Genomic DNA, 20,373 nt, shown 5'->3' on the forward strand with positions numbered 1-20,373 from the left:
TCTCTTTATTGTTTCCATTACCGGGCTGCCTGTCGGGAACATTCTTTCTCTTTCGTTCTGTATGGCGCTGTTTTCTGTTCCTGTCTGTCCTGTTGCTGTTCCCTGTCTGTTCTGGCTGGCGTGGGACAATGGCCCCCTTCGGCTCCTGACCAGCTGGCGCTGTCCAGTCGTCGAGCCCCACTCCGCCAGGGCAGCTGCTGCGCACCTGCCAGTCTCCGCCGAACCCCTGCGGGTTTCGTGCCATACGGCTAGGGTCTGATGGCGAAGGTCAACGGCAGGCTTGCTGCGACCGTTCCGGTCACGCCGCCCCTGGCGCGCCGTGGCCTGCGCTTTTCGCATCCCGGCAAACTGACGCCGGGCTGTAAGGCGCAACGCCGTTTCGCGTGCCGCGCTCCGACGTTGCGGCGGGTCCCTGCTCACTGTTGCATCTGGTGCCGTTCCCCCGTTTAAGTCCCTTTCGCCCGGGCTGAGACAGCCACAACCCGCCTGGCTGTCCAGGGACGGTAAACCTTTCGCGATAAATTTTTTTCGGCCATTCCGCAGGCTTCATTAGACCGTAAAAAATTGACCGCTCCCCCCGGACAGCTGCAGCGGGCCGTGCCAGTTTACGCCCCTGCGGCGAAGGTTCTCAAACGGGTGAAGGTCAGTACCAGAGGGAACAAAACAGCAGGTTCCCGCAAACGTCAACACCGCGGCTCCCGAAACTCAACGGGTGATGGTTTTTAAAAGAAAAACAACAGATTAAGGAGATTCATCATGACAGCACGAGGCGTAAACAAAGTCATTCTGGTTGGTCATCTCGGGCAGGATCCGGAAGTGCGTTATATGCCCAACGGAGGCGCGGTGGCAAATCTTACCCTCGCCACGTCAGAAGCATGGCGCGATAAGCAGACCGGAGAGATGCGCGAAAACACCGAATGGCACCGTGTTGTCGTCTTTGGCAAGCTCGCTGAAATTGCCAGTGAATATCTGCGTAAAGGCGCTCAGGTCTACATCGAGGGCCAGTTACGCACCCGCAAATGGACCGATCAGTCCGGTCAGGACAAATACACCACCGAAGTCGTGGTTAACGTGGGCGGAACGATGCAGATGCTCGGTCGCCGTGACAGCCAGCCGCAGCAGGGCGGTCAGCAGTTCAGCGGTCAGCCACAACCACAACCGGAGCCACAGACCCCATCTCCGGCGGCAAAAGGTGAGGGCAAAGCGCCCAAAGGGGCGGGGAAGTCTGCCAAAGGAAAAAATGCAGCACCGCAGCAACCGCCAGCGCAACCTCAGCCTCCGCAGAATGAGTGGCCTCCGATGGATGACGACATTCCCTTTTGACGCGGCTGATTTTCACTAAAGCCCCGTCTGACGGGGCTTACACAGGAGCACATCATGACAGACAACACCATGCCCCCACTGAAATCCCTGCCTGACGGGTCTTTCACCCGCGAACAGGCCGAAGCGGTGGCGGCACAGTATCAGAATGTGGCCATCGAGGACGATCAGGGGACGCACTTTCGCCTGGTCGTTCGCAAGGATGGCGAAATGGTCTGGCGGGTCTGGAATTTTGAACCGGGCGGCGAGTACTGGATGAACAGTTATATCCAGCGCTACGGCATCCGTAAAACGCAGTAAGCAGTAAGAGGTGCCGGACAGGATTAGGACCTGTCCGGCAGACAATCATCAATATCAGAGAGGTATCAATAATGTCAGTCACCGAGTCTAAAGCAAAAAAGGCAAAAAAAGCCAGCCCAAAAGCGGCAGCGCGTAAAGCGGACGCACAGTCAGACGTCCTGGTTGCCGCGCTGGACAATTCCCCTGTGCGCTACACCGCATGGTCCCGCCTGTTTATTGGCGAACTGAACTGCCGCGTTATCCCGCACACGCCGGAAGAAATCAGGGGGTATGCCGACAGTATCCATGCAGTCGGGCAGATCCATAACATCGTGGTGGTGGAATGTGATGATGGTCGGCTGGAAGTGGTTTGCGGCGGGGGACGGACAAAAGCGATCGGTCTGCTGGTTGAAGAAGGGAAAGTAAACCCGGATCACGAATGGATTTCTTATAAAGCGGTGCCGCGTGAGCTGGCAAGGGCTGTCTCCCTCACGGAAAACGGCAGACACAAGACCATGCACCCCGCCGAACAAATCGCCGGATTCCGCGCCCTGGCTGAAGAAGGGAAAACGCCAGCGCAAATCGGGGATCTATTGGGCTACGGCGTGAAACACGTCCAGCGCATGCTGAAGCTGGCAGGGCTGGCTCCGGTGATTCTTCAGGCACTGGCTGAGGACAGGATCACCACCGAGCACTGTCAGGCGCTGGCGCTGGAAGACAACCCTGATCGTCAGGTGCAGGTGTACGAGGCGGCGTGTCGCGAGAGCTGGAACAATAAACCGGAAGTGCGCGTCATTCGTAACCTGATCACTGAAAGTCAGGTCTCCACCCTCAACAACAGCAAATATGCGTTTGTCGGTGAAAAAGCCTTCTCCGGCGATGAAATCCGCGCAGACCTGTTCAGCGACGAACAGGGCGGTTTTGTGGATAAACTGGCGCTGGATACGGCCCTGCTGGAAAAACTCCAGGTGGTGGCAGAGTGCCTGAAAGAGGCCGAGGGCTGGGCGTGGGCTACCGGACGCATGGAGCTGGTCAGTTCTCACGGCGAGGACAGCGCGGTGTACCGGATTCAGGATGAACCTGACGCGGTTTACACAGAGCAGGAGCAGCAGCGCATGGACGAGTTGCAGGACCAGTATGACGAGAACCAGACCGCCAGCGATGAAACCGACGCGCTGGAATCGGAGATGGAGGCCATCGACTGTGCGGCCCAACTCCGGGCATGGACGCCGGAAATGCGCGCACAGTCCGGCGTGGTGGTGTCATGGCGTCAGGGTGACGTTTATGTCCAGCGCGGAGTGATCCTGCGTGAGCAGTCTGAAACGGAAGATGAACCTGCCCAGGTTAAAACATATGAACGCCAGCCAGAGCCTGTGGATGAAATCAGCGTTCCCCTGCTGACCAGAATGTGTGCGGAACGGACGCTGGCAGTCCAGGCGGCACTGATGCAGCAGCCGGAAAAATCCGTGGCCCTGCTGGCATGGACGCTGTGTCTGAACGTGTTCGGCAGCGGCGCGTATAACCGACCCGCGCAAATTTCCCTGGACTGTAAGCATTACTCCCTGACGAATACCGCCCCGTCCGGTAAAGAGGGCATGGCATTTCTGACGCTGATGCAGGAAGGGCAACGCCTTGAAAAACTGCTGCCGGAAGGGTGGAAACAGGATTTCACCACCTTTTTTACCCTCAGTACCGCCGATCTTCTGGCCCTGCTCAGTTTCTGCACGGCATGCAGTCTCGATGGCATGCAGACGCGTGGCACCGGAGGCACCACCCGCAGCCCGCTGGATGCGCTGGAAACCGCTCTTACTTTCCATCTGCGCGACTGGTGGCAACCGACGAAGGCCGATTTCTTCACTGGCCTCAGAAAACCACAAATCATCGCCGCACTGAACGAGGCCGGACTGACAGGCGCGGCGCGGGATGCGGAGAAGATGAAGAAAGGCGATGCGGCTGAACTGGCAGAGGACAAAATGCGGGATACCCGCTGGGTGCCTGTCTGGATGCGCGCCCCTGATGCAGAAAAATCCCCGTCTGATGCAGAAAACGACGTATCTGATACCGAAAACGGCAGTGCTGATGCACCCGATGCGGCTTTTGATGCAGACAGCCACCACACCCTGCCTGATGCAGCCTGATAAGAGGCCGCCCCTTCGGGGGCGGCAGTAAGGAGAAAATGATGCGTAACATTATTACCCCCGCTGTACTGAATACCATGATCCCCCAGGAATTCGAAGACTGGCGCGACGGCGGCGAAGACCTGCGCCGCGAACTGACCCACGCCGTGATGCGTGACCTGACATGTCCCACAGGCTGGGACCTGAACGGCGAATACCGCAGTGAGTTTGGTGGTTTTTTCCCGGTGCAGATCCGTTTCACTCCAGCCCACGGTAATTTCAGCCTGGCGGTATGCAGCCCCGGCGATATCAGCCCGTCCTGGATGGTGGTCTTAATTCCGGTCAGCGGTCGCCCGTTCTCTGTTATCCGCACGCTGCCAGCCTGGTCGCCGGAGGTTATCACGCATACACTCAGCCTGGTGGCTCACCTCGATGCCGATGGTTACAGTCAGGCCAGCATCATCAGCGTTCTGGCGATGGAGGGTGCAGCATGATCCACTCTTCACGCGCCCTCGTCACCCTGAAGCCAGCCCGTCAGGCGGCATTACAGGCCATTCTGACCGTGGAAGAATCCCGCAGCCGGGGCGCACGTCTGCCCGCGCTGCCACATGCGCGTACTTTTTTACGCGTGCTGACCGGCAGCAGCCGGATTAACACGGCGGTGGCACAGCGTATTCCCGGCCTGAACTGGGAGCCGAAGAACCGTCTGACCAGTCTGAAACAGGTGGAGGAAGCGCTGGATCGACTGATTGCCAGCAAAGGGGAACATTGCCCGCTGCCGCTCTCCGTGGATGTGCAGGCCGAACTGTTCCCGGAGGTGATGCACACGCGCACAGATCGCCGGATGCAGCGTGAGAAAATCGCCTTCAACCGCAAAATGCGCCGTGAGGAAAAAGCGCTGGAGCATACCTGGCTGCTTCGCCAGAACCTGCTGGGGCAGGCCATGACGGAGCTTAACTTTCAGTCGCCGGAAACCATCAGTGCCTGGTATACGCGCTGGGCTGACGAGTTTGACGCGCGGGAGCTGGCGCAGGGGTTCTGGCAGTGGCGGACGCGGTTTGCCTCGCTGAAGCCGCTGGACTGGCTGCGCGACAGTGATGAGCCGCTGTACAACGTGATGTATGAAATCCGGTTCATTGTCCGGGAAACCCCGGCACATGTGCGCGAGGCCGAACGCTGGCAGGTACCCAACAAGCTGACGGACCGGAGCCGGGGATGAAGTGGCGCTATTCGCTTCGCTGGAAGCTGCCGCACAGACCGTGTCCGGGTCCGCATGAACTGGTATCGGAAGTGGTGGAGGCCGGGCAGCCCGCGCCTGAATCAGTGATGGCCCGCTGGGTGGCAGGTGCCGGGTATGCTGTATGTGTGGATTTCCTGGATGAGAGGCAGATAAGGCGCTGGAGCGATGAGCGGAAAGCGGCTACCCGCAGACGAAATCTGGAACGCCGAGTGAACCGGATTGCGCCGTTATTTGCTGATGAGTTAATCGAACGGGAAATGGAGACACGGCCTGAATATTTTCAGGGCAAAAGTATGAATTTTTCAGCGAAAGATGAGGATTTATGCTGAAGATTTTGACGATAATTCAGTAGCTGGTTGGGGGGCTAAAAATGAGATACTGGATACTGGTTGCACTGTTTAATGTTTTGTTTACGCTCGTCATGCATTTTGCTGCTCCACAAACGTACGGAACGATCCCGTATTATATAGGATTGGGCATCTGCTCGCTGATTGCATTGATAATTACTTGGAACGATCCGTCTGCACTGCTCGATGAGATAATATTCTTTGCCTTTAAATGGGGAGCGCTGGTTGGCGGTATGGCTTTTTCGGTCTGGGGCATTGGATACAAACTCGAATTCTGGGGAAATAGTGAATCTGATGCCGTTTTTAGCAGTGCTTTCGATACCATCATGCCTAATCTGGCGATACTGACAGGGCTCATGATTCTGTTCGGTGCCTACATATGGTATCCGCGTAAATAGCTCATATTTTGCCTGTTTCATGGTGAAGAATTAAAAGAGCGGTGGTGCCTGCGGCACGACCGCTTTTTTTCTATATTCCTGTCCCGTCCTTACTGCTCTGTCTCTGCCAATATCTGCTGCCTGATGTTCTGATATGCCGGTTATTGAGTTTGCACGTTTTCCTTCTGTTGATAGCAGGCTATTGCCTTTCTGTACTCAGTAATAACAGACTGATGGCCCCCTTCGGCTCCTGACCAGCTGACGCTGTCCAGTCGTCGAGCCCCACTCCGCCAGGGCAGCTGCTGCGCACCTGCCAGTCTCCGCCGAACCCCTGCGGGTTTCGGGCCATACGGCTAGGGTCTGATGGCGAAGGTCAGGGGCAGCGGCTTGCTGCGACCGTTCCGGTCGCACCGCCTCCACCGCGCCGGCGGAGCCGTCGCTCTGATGTCGCCACGCCGTTCCGACGTGTCGGGTGTGTGCATCCTGTTCGCCCGGTGAGGCCATCACCCTGTGCGTCCTCACGCGGAGGGCTGTTCGTAGCACCGCCGTGTCGTCATCCAAGGGGTATATAAACTCCGCCAAAACTTTTTGCGTGGGGCCGAAAAAACTTTTGTCTCCGCCCCTTTCCTTCCTTGGACGTCGTTGCTCCTTTGCCCTTTGCCGCGAGAGAACTCACCAGGGAGATGGAAAACCATCACCACAGGAGAAAACCAGGATGCACACACGAAACGTCAACGTCAAAACCGCCGCTCAAGAATCTTCCGGAAGATGGATGAAAAAAATTGCGTGGATCATCGGCAGAGCGCACTACAACGTAGCCTTTGCTCAGGAAGTTCATGCTCATTATGGCGACAAATTTACCCGCACCGATGCCTGTATGTACTTCATTCGTGGCGCACTGTCGGCAATTTTTCATAAATCCTGAACGATAAGGTGAACAGTTATGAACCGTAAAAATGTAACTCTGCGTACCGATGGTTTTGTGCGGAATCTGCAATCTCGTAACCCGTTTGACGTTATTCGCTCAGATGTGGTGCTAGCCCGTATGGAAAAACAGGCTAATCGGGGTTGCGGTCTGCACTATGAGATTTACGAATCCCGTTTGTTAAGTATGGCCATGAATTACCTTGCAGAACTGCCACTGAAAGATCGTCCAGTATTCATGGGGGCTGCAATGAAAAGAGGCTACATGTTGACGATTGCAGAAGCGGAGCGGGCGGATAGTGAGTGTGGGGCGCTGATGAACGAGCTGGCAGCCGATTACTAATCCCTGATGGCCAGAATGACCATATCCTGATATCGCAGCGGCAATAAATCCCGCCGCTGCCAGGGAGTACAACAATGACAGAAAACACTATGCACGATGAAACAGCAGGTCAATGGTGCGTTAATTCAAATCAAAAGTCCCCGGCAGAAGAGGGGCACATCATTGCGCTGCAGGTGAATGCTGAAATTGATCGAATCGTATCCGAACGCCAGTTTGTCTGGATTTGCGATTACGATTATAAGACAGAATTAAGGCGTCTTGTCAGTATAAAGGCTTTTCCTCTTCGGGCTGACCGACTGGCCTTTTATGGCCCGGATTTCCTCGGATGGATACGGCAGACTGCGTTAAGCCTGTGGGAAAAAGGATACGTTGCGAAAGATTGATTGTCTGACAATCAGTCCCCCTAAAAATAAGGCTCCTTCGGGAGCCTGTATGAAGTGAGGGAACCTTACGGTTCCCTCATGCTCACACTCCCCGCCTTATGTAACTTAATGTTGTTAAATATGAAATTGATTTCCCCTTTTATTTCTGGCAGCAGCATAACTGCTGGTCAGCTTTTCTCTGAAAGCAAAAAACTCCGGGCACTGGCCCCCTTCGGCTCCTGACCAGCTGGCGCTGTCCAGTCGTCGAGCCCCACTCCGCCAGGGCAGCTGCTGCGCACCTGCCAGTCTCCGCCGAACCCCTGCGGGTTTCGGGCCATACGGCTAGGGTCTGATGGCGAAGGTCAACCCCTGCGGCTTGCTGCGCCCGTGCCGGTCGCGCCGCCTCCACCGCGCCGGCAGGGCCGTCGCTCTGATGCCGCCACGCCGTTCCGACGTGTCGGGTGTGTGCATCCTGTTCATCCGGTGAGGCCATCGCCCTGTGTGTCCTCACGCGGAGGGCTGCTTGTAGCACCGTCATCCGCCTGCCCGCAAGGGTACGCTTCGCCGTTCCTCGCCCGTTCGCACTCGCCTGTCGGCTCGCTTGCGCTGCGGCCTGCGGTGACGCCCCTGCGTTCATTCGTCAGCCGTTGCTCCTTTGCCCTTTGCCGCGAGAGAACTCACCAGGGAGATGGAAAACCATCACCACAGGAGAAAACCAGGATGCACACACGAAACGTCAACGTCAAAACCGCCGCTCAAGAATCTTCCGGAAGATGTGATTCAGAAATCACAGCTGAACAAATCGTTGATCTGTTTTGCTGGGTTATGGCTGCGACAGAAGGTGAATTACAACCGCTGATTTTTGAACCGCCAGTCGGGAGTTATGAGTTGTCATTAATCAATGAGAACTGCATTGATTATCTCTCTGTCTGGATCCTGGACGGCTATCCGGTAGCTGCTGCTGCACCAGTAGATAATTTTTTTCGCACAATTACGCCAGTAAGTATTAAATAAAGGGGAATATTATGATCAGTTTTGCTAATCGTTATCGCGCACCGTCCTCTATTCGTCAGAATCGTCCGCTGACTAATGATGAATTACAGCGCATTGTACCCAGTGCATTTTCTTCTGAAAAACATGATTCACGTTCAGAACGCTATACCTATATTCCAACTATTGAAATACTGGACCGTCTGCGCGAAGAAGGCTTTCAACCTTTTTATGCAACCCAATCCCGTACACGAGATATTGAAAAGCGTGAGTTCACAAAACATTTATTACGTTTACGTCGCCATGATCAGATCGCGGGGAAAGAAGTCCCAGAGATTATTTTGCTTAACAGTCACGATGGTTCCAGTAGCTATAAAATGATTCCAGGTATGTTCCGCCAGATTTGTACCAATGGTCTGGTAGCATGGAAAGATTTCGGCGAAATTAGAGTGCCGCATAAAGGTGATATTGTCGGACAGGTTATTGAAGGTGCATACACTGTGATGGATACGTTCGATATCGTGATTGAAAATATTGATATCATGAAAGGTATTCAGTTGACTGAGCCGGAGCAACGTTTGTTAAGCGTTGCAGCACTTGAGTATAAATATGATGGTGCTCATTCACCTGTGACACCTGACCAGTTATTACAGGCTCGCCGTTGGGAAGACAGAGGCTTGGATTTGTGGAGTACATTTAACCGTATTCAGGAGAACGTCATCAAAGGCGGAATTTCAGGAAAGACAGCAAAAGGGAAAAGAACAAAAACACGGGAGGTTACTGGCATAGATGGTGATGTGAAACTTAATCAGGCGCTCTGGAAAATGGCAGAAGAATTTGCAAGGTTGAAAGCCTGATATAAATCCGCTCGCAAGAGCGGTTTTTTTTGATTAATTTTTGCTTACGTTTGTTTCATTTATTCTGTCCATCGGAGGTAGGGCGACTACGCCTGATGTACCATCGATGATCATTTTTCTTGCAAGCAAAATACGATAGATATTTTTTATTTCTGAAGCATAGGCACGACGTTTTTTTATCATCGTATCCCGCGGCCCCGTATTATACATTCCAACGCTGTCCCAGTTTTTTCCGTAGGACTGGAAGTTGTGTGCCAGAACCCATGCTCCCGAGTAAACACATATGCATGGATCTTTTAATAGTCGCTCGCGGGTAATATTAAACTTTTTAAGTTTATTGTAATGATAACTGTTCACCTGCATTCCGCAGACATCTTCTGATCCGTCTCTGTTTGACCCATTAACAGCTGCTGGTTTAAGACGACTCTCTTTAATTGAAATTGCCATAAGAAGCAGCGGATCTATTTGATAGTCTTTCCCTGCCTGGTCAAAACACATCTGTGGAGTGGCCGTTGCTGATAGTGAAAACGCCAGCAATAGGACAGGGGTGTTTGATATTTTCATTCAATAAGCCTTATGTCTCTCATAAGCACTGACATGCAATGCAATAAAAAATACCCCGCCAGATCATTTGAATCAAGATAATTTACTACAAACGCGCGTAAGCGCTCCAAATCATGCATTTAGCTACAACCTCAAATACCAGAATCAACCTGTTCGCAGTTATTTACTTGCCGCTCTTTGCTAACCCATTTAAACATCACACCCCACGCAAGATTTCATCTTGCAGATTTTTTCTTTAATTTCATCATGCTACTTTAAGCCGTAATGCGGAATGCGAGCATATAGTGATAAAAGGTGTGTGGATTAACACACTTTGCAGTGCCGTTACCCCACACTTAACAGTGCCGGATTAACACACCTTGCAGTGCCTGATTAAGCACTGTGATGTGTGGGGATTGTGTGTATATAAATAATAGAGTAACTTAAAAGGCAGTGGTGCTTGATCAACACACATAATGGTGCCTAATTAACACACCTGATGGTGCCGCATGCACACACATCATAGTGCTGGATTACCACACACATAAAAGCTTGATTATGATTCTAATACCCGACAAGGACTTTAAAACAGCAGCTTTCTGATGTATTAAATCTGTCTCATCGGGATAGCACAGTGCCGCATACGGCACTGCATGAAATTTTCAGGAAAATATTATGCCGCGCAAGAACATCTACTTCAAAGATAAAATTGACAGAGAGATTCAGGATATTGTCGATATAGAGATACAGAAGGGCGCAACCGGGTCTGAAACCAACTACTCATCAACCGTTAACGAACTTGTTCGCCTCGGACTTATGGTTCATAAATCAAAGGAAGAAGGTTCAATATTCGACCTCGATGGATTCAGGCGTGACCTGATAAGAAAAGTATCCGGCTCCAGAGAAGGTATTATGATTTTAACGGCGCTTGTATCAGAAATTTATGTAAACCTCAAAGGGGCACAGTCGGGTGTATCACTGGATGACCTCATAAATAATAACATTAGCGCCATTAACGATGCCGAAGATGAAGCTGACCGAAAGCACTTTATCATCGATGAGAAGTAATTCAGAAGCCGGGCAGAACCGGCTTCATCGATCACTGTGTACCGTCTTTATCTCCGGGCAGTACACTCTTTTCAGCCTCGGCGATTTTTTCTTTTAAAAACACTTCAAATTCAAGACATAGAACTTTCAATGCCTGCGCATCTTCATTCTGTTCAAGAATCCTCTCTGTGAAATATCCAAAAGTATTCATCAACCTTGTCAGCATTTCATCATTAAGGCTGCGTTTATGAACCCTCGCCATAGTTCGAATCTCTTCCGCCAGATTCTCAGGAATTCGCATACTATACCCCGTGGTTTTACCCGGCAGTAAAATACGCTCACCCTCACGCCACATCCATAACCGTTCTGCATAAGCACTGGACTCTGTATTTTCATCCGCATTACCACTCTCAGCATCAAGCAGCTTACTAAGCCAGTTTTCAAATTTTACAGCCAGTGCAATCAAACGCTCTCCCTCCGCCGTTTTAATCACAGGACTATTTGGCTGATAATTTAGTGATAGTAATAACCTTGCAATAATTTCATCATTCACACTTCTTTTGCCTAAGCGGGCACACACCCTAAGCTCCATGAGTAAGTTATCGGGAGCGCGCAGCCTCCATTCAACAGCCTCACCAGGCTGGAATTTACGTGGTCTTCCGCGCCCCTCCCACATTTTCTCTTTTACTTTCATTGCTATAGATCTCGCAAGCGATACATCGTCAGTCTGAGAGACAAAGCCTACCGAACTTACACATTAGGAATATTCCCAAAAACTTTTAACAATGTGACATGCGTCACGGTTTTTTTTTTTTAGGGTCATGGGACAATATCGCGTGCGTAAACAAACACTTATGCACAAACACATTGTTTACTTCCGGAGAAAACAAGCATGTCCACACAAGGTAATGCCCTTAAAGTCGTGAAGGGATGGGCGGTAGCGTCTTTATTTCGTAAAGCGCGTGAGAATCACCAGATTAGAAAATTCATTAAAAATGGAGGGGTAATTTTAATTTCACTTATGGTCGCACATCCGGTTTTGGCAGGCGGCACTGACTTACTGGCTCCCCAAAACGCTACCGTCAATTCAACCTTCGGTTCCGGCTCATCTCTTGTAAAATGGTTTTACATAGCCGAAATTATCATGGGCCTTTTTATTTACATTAAAGTGCGCTCACCACTGGTATTTGTCGGTATCGTGTTGTGTATCATTTTTACTCGCATCGCTTTCGGTATTGCGAGTTAACAATGAATGGGGAAGAAGATAAATACCACTTCCCGGAAACTCTCAATCAGCAGGAACGTTATTTCGGTCTTCCACTTGATGAGGTTCTTATTGTTGCCCCTTTAATTATTCTGGGGGTTCTTAATGATATGTCTCTGGAACTTTCCGTTGTAGCGGGTCTGCTGTGGGCGCTAATCAGGCATCTGAAAAAAGGGCAGGGGTCGTACTGGTTGCTCAATTTTTGCTACTGGCATCTACCTTCCTTGCTATTCAAAATTACTTTTCAACAAATACCTGATTCTAGTTTCCGACACTGGAGAGCTTAACTAATATGAAGCTTAAAATTAAAGGCGAGCGCGATAAACAACTCCGTTATGCGTTTATTGCTCTGGCTTTATTGCTTCTTCTCAGCGCCGTGGGAAATGTTCTGACGGGGTCTCTTGCGTGGTATTTCGCCACAAAACAGAAAACCATCACCACACCCATGTCATTCAACCAACCATTTACTTCTGATGCCTCTGGTGCTGACGCCACTGGAATGACCATGTTCGCCGCAGCCTTTATTTACTGGCGACTGAATGTCAGTCCTGAAAACGTTGATAACAACCAGAAAATGCTTCTCGGTTTTGTCCCATCCGCCGAACGGGATGAACTGAAGAAAGCACTGGATATTGAGGCTGAACGTATGAAGAAAGGCGGAATCACCACCCGCTTTGATACAAAAGAAATTCGGGTAATGAATGAACCTGGCGTGGTTGAGTTCAGCGGAACGCTGAAGTCCTCCACAACCAATGGCGCTATCACCACACCGTTAAAGGACCAGGAAAAAACCTACCGACTGAAATTGAGTTATATCGAAGGACTGGTAAATCTTCACCTGTTCGAAGAACTTCAGCCGGCCACCACTAACTGACAGGACTGCCAATGAAAATCCGTATTTCACCGGCAGCTGCTGCTGTGTTACTGGCAACGGGACTTTTTACCAGCGGCCTTCGGGCCGCTTCCGCCCCCGCAGCCATTCCGTTTGAGAACGACGCCGCCTTTAATGTCACTCTCAGCAATACCAATCCCAGTAAGGTTGTTATTAACGGAGAACTGATTACCAGCATCAGCGGACCATCCGGTGCCTATGACCAGAGCCAGACAGATGACGGCGCCCTTATTCTTTCACCACTAGTCGGGCAAAACTTCACTGTCTTCATTCAGACTGACCGGGGTTCATCTCTGAGCCTCAATGTCCGGCCCCAGCCAGGAAACGGTAAAACACTGCGATTTACCCCCATATCTCCACCGCTGCGTAAAAACAATGATGCGAAAGCGTGGGAGGAAGGGCAGAGCTATGAAAAAACGCTCGTTTCCCTGTCACGTATTATTGTTAACGGCGACGTTCCTGATGACTACCAGGAATATCCGATAAGCCGTATGCCAGCATATAACCCAGGCACATCGGTACACCTTGTTCCTGAACGCCAGTTTGTGGGAAACCATCTGCGAATAGTGCGCTTCCGTATGTCCAATCCCGGCAGTATTACTCAGAATCTGCGTGAACGTGACTTCTGGCGTAAAGGGGTCAGGGCTGTGATGCTCTCCCGGCATCAGCTGTACGCCGGTGGAGAAGGATATGCCTGGGTTATTTTTTCAGATGACGGAGAACCGCGCTCATGAGTCTGAATGAAAATCTCAAAACCCGACGCAGACAGATTACTGTTCTGGCGGCCGTCATTGCCTCCGGGGCTGCTCTGGCTGGAGGGGTTTACTGGTATGGGCAATATCAGGAAAAACAGAAAGCACCGCCACCCGCTGCCGTGCCAAATATGACGGGCGTGGTTACAGCCTCATTCAATGAAAAGGTCAATGATGCCGCACTGGCACAGCAACAGGCAAAAACGTCTGCGCTTGAGCAGAATGTCAACATGCTGTCACAAAAGCTTGACCAGAACATACTTAATACAGGCCAGAAGCTGGCTGAAAAGGATGCTGAAATACAGCGTCTGACTGACCTGTTAAACCAGAAAGCCTCCGGCAGCAATTCGACCAGTGGCCAGCAGACACCACCTGCTGACCAGAACGGAACACCACTTCCTGGTCCTGTTGCTGCCGGTCAGGCCCGACCGCCAGAATATTCTGTCACCCCAACAGGCACGCCGTCCGCCAATGGCGCTGTTCATGCTGGTCAGGGGGCAGGGTTTTATCCAGGAGGTTCAGGCCAGCGGGTTATGGGGGGACTTACCACCTCAAAATTCACTTATGAAAGTCTGAAAAAGAAACCAACAAAACTACCCTGGATCCCGTCAGGTTCTTTTTCTGAAGCCATTATGATTGAAGGTGCTGATGCTAACGCCAGCGTGACTGGCCAGCAGAATACCCGTCCAGTCACCTTCCGGTTACTTGGCAATATCCAGATGCCCAACAATAAAGAATACAGCGCCGATGGCTGTTTTGTTGTGGGTGAAATCTGGGGCGATATTTCCAGTGAGCGTGGTGAGGTACGGACTAAATCGATCAGTTGTGTACTGAAGAATGGAAAGCATATCGATATGGAGTTTGACGGTCATGTCAGCTATCAGGGCAAAGGAGGTATCCGGGGAAAACCGGTTATGCGTAACGGTATGATTGTGGGTTATGCAGGTGCGGCTGGTCTGCTTTCCGGTTTCGGTGAGGGGATTAAATCTGCTGCCACGCCGTCTGTGGGGCTTGGAGCTACTGCCGATGTTGGTGCCGGTGATGTGTTTAAACAAGGGTTCGGTGGTGGGGCAAGCAAGGCTGCTGATACGCTGAGTCAGTACTGGATTAAGCGAGCCGAACAATACCATCCGATCATTGATATCGGTGCAGGTAACCAGGTCACAGTGGTGTTCCAGAAAGGTTTCCGCCTGGAAACGCTGGAGGATGCGGAAGAGCAAAAAGCGAAGGAAGCCCTGCAGAATGCTGCAAATTCAACACAGAGTGAAGCCGCGCCTCAGTCCGTCAGCCAGACCACCTCAAACAGCACGGCTTCAGTGGGGAATATTAACCCGGATGACGTGTTACGACAGGCCAGCCAGTTGCGTCTCGGCGACACGATTAACTGAGGTGGATGATGAATGATAACGACAGGTTGTTTAACAAGATTGGCGTGGATATACGGATGTGGCGCGACAATGCTCATCCTCCACGCATCACGTTGATTTGGATACTGTCAATTACGTTCAGTCTCCTCAACGCAGGTGTATGGATTTATGTATATACATACTGGTGGTCATCCTGGTGGTTTCAGTGTACTGCCATCTTTGTTGGCATGTGCCTTTTCCCTTTTCTGTTTATGAAAATTTTTGGCACTCTTCCTGGTTCCTGGCCTGAAGTACTGGACAGTAAACTGGCCATATATAAGCCACTGAACATCGGTGCGTGGCAGTGGCTACAATCCACGGTTACCGAAAGAAAGGAGCTTTCTCTGGATGTTATTCAGCAGTGGTATGAGGCAGAAAAAAAATACCGGTATGAAATAACATCAGGAAAATCCACGAAAACATGTCACTTCCGGTTCATTCAGAACATCCCGGACAGCAACGGCGAGGGGAGCGGAGGGCGTGAACGTTAATATACTCTGTGGACTCCAGCCACACTGATTTTCATCCTCAATTACTTCCATTAGTACCTAATAATTTATCGGAGTTACCCCATGAAAAAACTGATGGGCGCTGCACTGCTGTGTAGCGTACTGACCGGCTGCGCCGGTATGAATTCTGATTTTGACTGTAATAAAACCGCGACCGACCAGTGCCTCACAACCGGGGAGGCAAATAAACTGGCCGCCCAGGGCAAAAGCCTTGACGACCTCACTGCGGATAAAGCTGCAAAAAAGCCTGCGGGTGAAACCCTGCCGGCACTGCGCAATGTGGCTCCTGTCGTTAATACGTCACGTCCTGTTTCAGTCGCAGCAACCGGATCTCCTGGTTCTAAGTTAATCGCGCCACGTCCTCTTGCTGCTTTACCAGCAGGAACGATGCAGACCGGAGTGACTCCGCGTATTACTTCTTCAGCCGTTGGACAGTCAGTACCTGTCAATACGGCAGGACGGGTTCAGGCGCAGCGTATACCGGACGCGACCCAGCGTCTGTGGATTGCACCGTGGGTGGATACCGATGACAACTTCCATCAACCGTCCGTGGTCGAGTTTGTGAAAAACAAATCGCACTGGGATGAAAGCTACCGTGTTATCGGGGAGGGGGGCGAATGATCAGTTTAAAAGATGATCCCACTTCGCCAGATATGACACTGCTGGCCGAAGGGAGAGTGTTAAACAATTCCGGATATCGAATGGAGATGAGTGTCGATGGGCCTGTGTGTTTCAACCTCACTGAAGAGGCCCGACTGCGCCGTCTTGAGCTGATCCGTTCTGTTGTGGAGGGGCGAAAATGAGCAGTGTTCTGGATACTCTGATGGGTTTGATTGAAAGAGGACAGCACAAGGATGGAGCAGCGACTGCTCGCGCTAATCTTGAGCAAACATGGGATTACCCCTCCCTCGTTGCCAGCCTGCCATACCGTTATTACGATGATAAAAATGATCTGTTCATTAATACGGGTACGGCCGGATTTGTTCTTGAACTGGCCCCGCTACCGGGGGCTAATGAGCAGGTGATGGCGGCTCTTGATGACATGCTGCGTAAGAAACTGCCTCGTAAAACACCTGTCACCGTTATTTTGACTGCAAGTAAATGTGTGGGTGAGCGCATTGCGGCTGGCGTCAGTACCGACATGTGGAAAGGCCAGATGGCCGATCACCTGAATAAAATCACCCGTGCCTTCTGGGAGAAATCAGCTTTACACGGTCTGGCAAACAAGCGTGAATACCCGCTTTACCTGCGTAATTACCGGATCTTTATTGTCTATGGTAAAGCCGTTAAACGATTTTCTCAGCAGGTGATGGATGAGCTGGTTCAGTTGCGCAACACCATTCGTGTTTCTCTGGGGGCGGCTCGTATTGATTCCATCAATACTGACGTGAACGGTTTCCTGTCAGTTATGCGTGAAATGGTGAACTACCGTCATGAGCAGGTTATGACGTCTCCGGGCGACTATAACGAGGATGAATTGCTCAATCGTCAGGTGGTTGACCCTTCCATTGACTTTGAAGTTCATCCTTCGCATTTACGTATTGAATTACCTGAAAAAATTGAAACGGACGGTACACGGCTTCCGGCATCAGCTTGTCGTATCGTAAACATGCAGCTGAGCAAGAATCCACGTCGCTTTGCGCTCTGGCAGGGGGCGGATAACCTGCAGAATATCCGCTTCCCGGACCTCGGCATTCCTTGCCCGTTTATGATTACCTGGACAACCGAGCTCGAGGAGCAGACAGCAAGTCAGAGTGAGGCCTTCCGCAAGGATACGGATCTGTCCAAAAAAGCAAACTCAGCCTATGGTGCTTTGTTCCCAGGAACCAAAAAAGCAGCAGATGAATGGCGTAAAACCCGTGAGCAGCTGTCCACCAATGAAATTGCACTTTGCCGCACGTATTTCAACGTGACGTTGTTTACACCAGATAACAATACAGAAGCACAGAAATGTGAACTTGCTGCCGTGAACGTCTTTCGTAAAAACGAACTGGAAATGGTCACGATTCAGTACCAGCAGATGCGTAACTGGCTGGCCAGTTTCCCGTTCGTTATGCAGGAGGGAATGTGGGAGGATCTTAAAACGACGGGTGCCACATTACGTGGAAAATCATGGAATGCGGTAAGCCTGATGCCTGTGGTAGCCGAACGTCAGTTGTCACGTGGAGGAATGCCGCTGCCGACCTATCGCAACCAGGTAGCCTTCTTCGATATGTTCGACGAAGAAAATGGCAGTACCAACTTCAACATTGCTGTCACGGGAACATCTGGTGCTGGTAAATCATTCCTGACACAAAGTATTCTCCGCGATGTGCTGAACGCAGGTGGATTTGGCTGGGTTATTGATATGGGTGACAGCTACAAGAACTACTGCCTGCAGGCCGGTGGTGTGTATCTGGATGGTGCTCAACTTCGTTTTAATCCGTTTGCCAACGTCAGAGACATCAAGCTTTCAGCAGAAGGGATTGTTCGACTTCTTGCGGTACTGGCAAGCCCGACCGAACCACTGGATGTCGTTTGTGAAGCAATACTGAAAAAAGCGGTCATGCATGCCTGGGAACAAAAGCAAAACCGGGCACGTATAGATGATGTTTATAACTATCTGACCAGTGAGGATGTTAACACCGCGTTTGCAGACAAACCGACCATCATTGCCCGAATGGCTGAACTGGCTATGTTGCTGGAAACCTACTGTACCTGGGGGGCTGATGGCGAATACTTTAATGCCGACAAACCTACACTTGATGACGAAACCCGTTTTGCTGTGCTGGAGCTTCTGAGTCTGGAAAACAAGCCGAAGTTACTTTCCTCTATCCTGTTTTCTCTCATCCTCGCGATTCAGGAAAAGATGTACCACAGCCCGCGAGATCTCAAAAAAGTCTGCATTATCGACGAAGCCTGGCGACTGCTCGGTGGTTCTAATCCTCATGCTGCCCGCTTTATCGAAACTGGTTACCGTACTGTTCGTCGACATCGTGGTGCATTCATTACGATTACTCAGGGCATCAAAGACTTCAGTGCCGGTAAGGAAGCTGAAGCAGCATGGAACAACAGTTCGACCAAAATCACGCTGCTGCAGGATACGAAGGCATTCAAACAATACCTTTCCGAAAATCCGGATCAATTCTCGGACATGGAAAAGGAAGTTATCCGTGGTTTCCAGCCGGCAATTCAGACCGATTACAGTTCATTGCTTATCAGTGCCGGCGAATACAGCTCCTTCCATCGGCTGTTTGTTGATCCTGTTACTCGCGCCATGTTCAGTTCCCGTGGTGAGGACTTCGCATATATGCAGAACGCTCAGAAAGCAGGGGCCACATCAGAGGAGGCTGCCTATTTGCTGGCAGAGAGGAAGTTTGGAGACGAACTTCATGAACTTGAAGAATGGGTGGAAGCGGCATGAGTGACAGTAACGAAAAACCGTTCAGCGGCGGCACAGTGCGACACGGCGTAACAATGTCGGGCTGGCTTAGTTCCAGGAGTGTAAAACTTGCTGCCTGTGTGCTGGCCTCTCAGATGGTGCTGACAGGAATAACAGGGGCTTACATAAAACTCACAGCCCCGGAAATTGTGGTTTTCGACATGAAAGGCACGATCGACCTTTTCATGCAGCAGTCAGCACAACTGCAGCTCGATGAGGACAAGGCGAAAGCACTGACAAGCCGTTTCAACACGGCGATGTCCGATAGCCTGAATGAGTGGCAAACCTCGCATAACGCTATCATCCTGGTGAAACCTGCTGCTGTCAGCCCGTTACCGGATATCACGACCGAAATCCGTAGCGATATCGCCCGCCGTACTCAGGAGAGACAGTGAATAAACGATTGGCACTGACAGCCCTTGTACTACTGGCTCTGTCAGCCAGTAGCGGTGCGAAAGATCTCGGTACCTGGGGAAATGTGTTTGAACCTGCCGAACAGGACATGCTGGATTTTATCCAGAACCGTCTGAAGGGGATGGAGCAGAGCGGTGAACTGGACAAATTGCGTGCAGAAGCCGTTGACCGGGTGAAGAAGAATGCCGTCCGGCCACCTGCTGTCAGTGGGCTAACCAATGCTGAAAAATACCGCAGCTTTGCATTTGATCCCACGTTTACCGTCCAGGAAACCGTTACGGATATGCAGGGAAATGTTATTGCGCGCAAAGGGGAGCAGGTGAATCCACTGGACAAAGTTCCTTTCAATCAGGTTCTGTATTTTATCGATGGCGATAATAAAGACCAGATGGAATGGGCCAGAAAGGAGATTGCCGGTAAGACGAACGCGAAGGTAATTCTGGTTAAAGGCAATATTAAGAATACCAGCGATAGCCTGAATGAACGTATTTACTTCGACCAGTCAGGAACCCTCACGCGGAAATTTGGCTTCTCAAGCATCCCTGTTCGAATTTCGCCCGATGGCCGTGTACTGAAAGTGGAAGAAATTCCGGTATCAGGAGTAAAAAAATGACCGCAACAACGTTAGGTGATTTGTTTCCCGAAATGCGCACTGTCGTTACCTCACGCGAAAGAAAGCGTAATTTCCCCCGTAAACTCCCCGGCAAATCTGTAAATAAGCACAACCGTCAGGGAACGGCAGACAAACTTAAGGCTATATATCCGGAGATTGCCTCCTGGAGTCCGGTACTGGTGACGAAGGCATGGTTTAACTGGCTAAGAGCAAATCAGATGGAGCTGGTCGAACCGGAAAACAGAGATGAGCGTTTTCCTGAATACCTGGTTGCTCTGATGCTGTCGCATATGAAGGAGACTGAGTCATGGACATAGAGTGGCCAAAATTTCTGTTTTTGATTATTTTGATCATAA

Annotated in this window: 27 protein-coding genes and 1 pseudogene; 25 read left to right on the forward strand and 3 right to left on the reverse strand. The window is 51.1% G+C overall.

Annotated features, from left to right (window positions below):
- Positions 1 to 278: 278 nt before the first annotated feature.
- Positions 279 to 420 (reverse strand): annotated as a pseudogene (locus tag ACHHZ7_RS20205) (hypothetical protein); the annotation flags it as partial.
- Positions 421 to 756: 336 nt separating this feature from the next.
- Here ACHHZ7_RS20205 and ssb point away from each other — a divergent pair.
- From ssb to ACHHZ7_RS20265, 12 genes are all read left to right on the forward strand, one after another.
- Positions 757 to 1,323 carry a single-stranded DNA-binding protein gene (gene ssb, locus ACHHZ7_RS20210; RefSeq protein ID WP_137349591.1) on the forward strand — a complete coding sequence of 189 codons (567 nt, stop codon included), beginning with the start codon at positions 757 to 759 and terminating at the stop codon, positions 1,321 to 1,323.
- A gap of 54 nt (positions 1,324 to 1,377) precedes the next feature.
- On the forward strand, positions 1,378 to 1,620 hold the full coding sequence (locus ACHHZ7_RS20215; RefSeq protein ID WP_395149176.1) for a DUF905 domain-containing protein: 243 nt from the start codon (positions 1,378 to 1,380) through the stop codon (positions 1,618 to 1,620).
- Between the two features lie 71 nt (positions 1,621 to 1,691).
- Positions 1,692 to 3,737, forward strand: coding sequence for a ParB/RepB/Spo0J family partition protein (locus ACHHZ7_RS20220; protein WP_395149177.1), 2,046 nt, complete (start codon positions 1,692 to 1,694; stop codon positions 3,735 to 3,737).
- A 38-nt stretch (positions 3,738 to 3,775) separates the two neighbouring features.
- Complete coding sequence (psiB, locus tag ACHHZ7_RS20225; RefSeq protein ID WP_094134668.1) at positions 3,776 to 4,210, forward strand: conjugation system SOS inhibitor PsiB; 435 nt, start codon at positions 3,776 to 3,778, stop codon at positions 4,208 to 4,210.
- Positions 4,207 to 4,935, forward strand: coding sequence for a plasmid SOS inhibition protein A (locus ACHHZ7_RS20230; protein ID WP_109170700.1), 729 nt, complete (start codon positions 4,207 to 4,209; stop codon positions 4,933 to 4,935). Before psiB ends, ACHHZ7_RS20230 begins: the two co-directional genes overlap by 4 nt.
- Complete coding sequence (locus ACHHZ7_RS20235; protein WP_395149178.1) at positions 4,932 to 5,285, forward strand: theronine dehydrogenase; 354 nt, start codon at positions 4,932 to 4,934, stop codon at positions 5,283 to 5,285. Before ACHHZ7_RS20230 ends, ACHHZ7_RS20235 begins: the two co-directional genes overlap by 4 nt.
- A gap of 41 nt (positions 5,286 to 5,326) precedes the next feature.
- Positions 5,327 to 5,701, forward strand: a complete 375-nt coding sequence (locus tag ACHHZ7_RS20240) for a hypothetical protein (RefSeq protein WP_103771720.1) — start codon at positions 5,327 to 5,329, stop codon at positions 5,699 to 5,701.
- Between the two features lie 751 nt (positions 5,702 to 6,452).
- Entirely contained in the window at positions 6,453 to 6,605 is a 153-nt protein-coding gene (locus tag ACHHZ7_RS20245) for a hypothetical protein (protein ID WP_395149179.1), read from the forward strand.
- 18 nt (positions 6,606 to 6,623) lie between these two features.
- On the forward strand, positions 6,624 to 6,947 hold the full coding sequence (locus tag ACHHZ7_RS20250; protein ID WP_395149180.1) for a hypothetical protein: 324 nt from the start codon (positions 6,624 to 6,626) through the stop codon (positions 6,945 to 6,947).
- A gap of 74 nt (positions 6,948 to 7,021) precedes the next feature.
- Positions 7,022 to 7,330 (forward strand): hypothetical protein, encoded by a 309-nt coding sequence (locus ACHHZ7_RS20255; protein WP_103771727.1) that lies wholly within the window; start codon positions 7,022 to 7,024, stop codon positions 7,328 to 7,330.
- Between the two features lie 699 nt (positions 7,331 to 8,029).
- Positions 8,030 to 8,323, forward strand: a complete 294-nt coding sequence (locus ACHHZ7_RS20260) for a hypothetical protein (RefSeq protein ID WP_395149181.1) — start codon at positions 8,030 to 8,032, stop codon at positions 8,321 to 8,323.
- 11 nt (positions 8,324 to 8,334) lie between these two features.
- Complete coding sequence (locus tag ACHHZ7_RS20265) at positions 8,335 to 9,156, forward strand: DUF932 domain-containing protein (RefSeq protein ID WP_395149182.1); 822 nt, start codon at positions 8,335 to 8,337, stop codon at positions 9,154 to 9,156.
- A gap of 33 nt (positions 9,157 to 9,189) precedes the next feature.
- On the opposite strand, the gene ACHHZ7_RS20270 is transcribed toward ACHHZ7_RS20265, so the two are convergent.
- The gene (locus tag ACHHZ7_RS20270; protein WP_103771729.1) at positions 9,190 to 9,720 is read right to left on the reverse strand and encodes a lytic transglycosylase domain-containing protein; all 531 of its coding nucleotides are present in this window, start codon (positions 9,718 to 9,720) and stop codon (positions 9,190 to 9,192) included.
- A 654-nt stretch (positions 9,721 to 10,374) separates the two neighbouring features.
- Between ACHHZ7_RS20270 and ACHHZ7_RS20275 the strand changes: the two genes are divergently transcribed.
- Positions 10,375 to 10,767, forward strand: a complete 393-nt coding sequence (locus ACHHZ7_RS20275; RefSeq protein WP_395149183.1) for a relaxosome protein TraM — start codon at positions 10,375 to 10,377, stop codon at positions 10,765 to 10,767.
- Positions 10,768 to 10,798: 31 nt separating this feature from the next.
- Here ACHHZ7_RS20275 and ACHHZ7_RS20280 read toward each other — a convergent pair whose 3' ends face one another.
- Complete coding sequence (locus ACHHZ7_RS20280; protein ID WP_115285466.1) at positions 10,799 to 11,440, reverse strand: Arc family DNA-binding protein; 642 nt, start codon at positions 11,438 to 11,440, stop codon at positions 10,799 to 10,801.
- 198 nt (positions 11,441 to 11,638) lie between these two features.
- Between ACHHZ7_RS20280 and ACHHZ7_RS20285 the strand changes: the two genes are divergently transcribed.
- The 12 genes from ACHHZ7_RS20285 to ACHHZ7_RS20340 all read left to right on the forward strand — a co-directional run bounded on the left by ACHHZ7_RS20285 (position 11,639) and on the right by ACHHZ7_RS20340 (position 20,334).
- Positions 11,639 to 11,992, forward strand: coding sequence for a type IV conjugative transfer system pilin TraA (locus tag ACHHZ7_RS20285; RefSeq protein ID WP_395149184.1), 354 nt, complete (start codon positions 11,639 to 11,641; stop codon positions 11,990 to 11,992).
- Positions 11,993 to 11,994: 2 nt separating this feature from the next.
- On the forward strand, positions 11,995 to 12,297 hold the full coding sequence (traL, locus tag ACHHZ7_RS20290) for a type IV conjugative transfer system protein TraL (protein ID WP_115285464.1): 303 nt from the start codon (positions 11,995 to 11,997) through the stop codon (positions 12,295 to 12,297).
- A gap of 5 nt (positions 12,298 to 12,302) precedes the next feature.
- Positions 12,303 to 12,884: a TraE/TraK family type IV conjugative transfer system protein gene (locus ACHHZ7_RS20295; protein ID WP_395149185.1), complete on the forward strand. Its 582-nt coding sequence runs from the start codon at positions 12,303 to 12,305 to the stop codon at positions 12,882 to 12,884.
- A gap of 11 nt (positions 12,885 to 12,895) precedes the next feature.
- The gene (gene traK, locus ACHHZ7_RS20300) at positions 12,896 to 13,636 is read left to right on the forward strand and encodes a type-F conjugative transfer system secretin TraK (protein ID WP_115285462.1); all 741 of its coding nucleotides are present in this window, start codon (positions 12,896 to 12,898) and stop codon (positions 13,634 to 13,636) included.
- A complete protein-coding gene (gene traB / locus ACHHZ7_RS20305; protein ID WP_115285461.1) occupies positions 13,633 to 15,042 on the forward strand; it encodes an F-type conjugal transfer pilus assembly protein TraB in 1,410 nt (469 codons plus the stop codon). Before traK ends, traB begins: the two co-directional genes overlap by 4 nt.
- 8 nt (positions 15,043 to 15,050) lie before the next feature.
- Positions 15,051 to 15,551 (forward strand): hypothetical protein, encoded by a 501-nt coding sequence (locus tag ACHHZ7_RS20310; RefSeq protein WP_395149186.1) that lies wholly within the window; start codon positions 15,051 to 15,053, stop codon positions 15,549 to 15,551.
- 81 nt (positions 15,552 to 15,632) lie between these two features.
- On the forward strand, positions 15,633 to 16,190 hold the full coding sequence (gene traV, locus ACHHZ7_RS20315; RefSeq protein ID WP_395149187.1) for a type IV conjugative transfer system lipoprotein TraV: 558 nt from the start codon (positions 15,633 to 15,635) through the stop codon (positions 16,188 to 16,190).
- Positions 16,187 to 16,372, forward strand: a complete 186-nt coding sequence (locus tag ACHHZ7_RS20320) for a hypothetical protein (RefSeq protein WP_061548352.1) — start codon at positions 16,187 to 16,189, stop codon at positions 16,370 to 16,372. Before traV ends, ACHHZ7_RS20320 begins: the two co-directional genes overlap by 4 nt.
- The gene (gene traC, locus ACHHZ7_RS20325; protein WP_061548353.1) at positions 16,369 to 18,972 is read left to right on the forward strand and encodes a type IV secretion system protein TraC; all 2,604 of its coding nucleotides are present in this window, start codon (positions 16,369 to 16,371) and stop codon (positions 18,970 to 18,972) included. Before ACHHZ7_RS20320 ends, traC begins: the two co-directional genes overlap by 4 nt.
- Positions 18,969 to 19,385 carry a type-F conjugative transfer system protein TrbI gene (gene trbI / locus ACHHZ7_RS20330; protein WP_395149188.1) on the forward strand — a complete coding sequence of 139 codons (417 nt, stop codon included), beginning with the start codon at positions 18,969 to 18,971 and terminating at the stop codon, positions 19,383 to 19,385. The genes traC and trbI overlap by 4 nt, the downstream gene beginning before the upstream one ends.
- The gene (traW, locus tag ACHHZ7_RS20335; RefSeq protein WP_395149189.1) at positions 19,382 to 20,017 is read left to right on the forward strand and encodes a type-F conjugative transfer system protein TraW; all 636 of its coding nucleotides are present in this window, start codon (positions 19,382 to 19,384) and stop codon (positions 20,015 to 20,017) included. The genes trbI and traW overlap by 4 nt, the downstream gene beginning before the upstream one ends.
- The gene (locus ACHHZ7_RS20340; protein ID WP_395149190.1) at positions 20,014 to 20,334 is read left to right on the forward strand and encodes a hypothetical protein; all 321 of its coding nucleotides are present in this window, start codon (positions 20,014 to 20,016) and stop codon (positions 20,332 to 20,334) included. Before traW ends, ACHHZ7_RS20340 begins: the two co-directional genes overlap by 4 nt.
- Positions 20,335 to 20,373: the final 39 nt, after the last annotated feature.

The organism is Citrobacter freundii complex sp. 2024EL-00216, from assembly GCF_043945515.1.
In the GTDB taxonomy this organism is placed as follows: domain Bacteria; phylum Pseudomonadota; class Gammaproteobacteria; order Enterobacterales; family Enterobacteriaceae; genus Citrobacter; species Citrobacter portucalensis.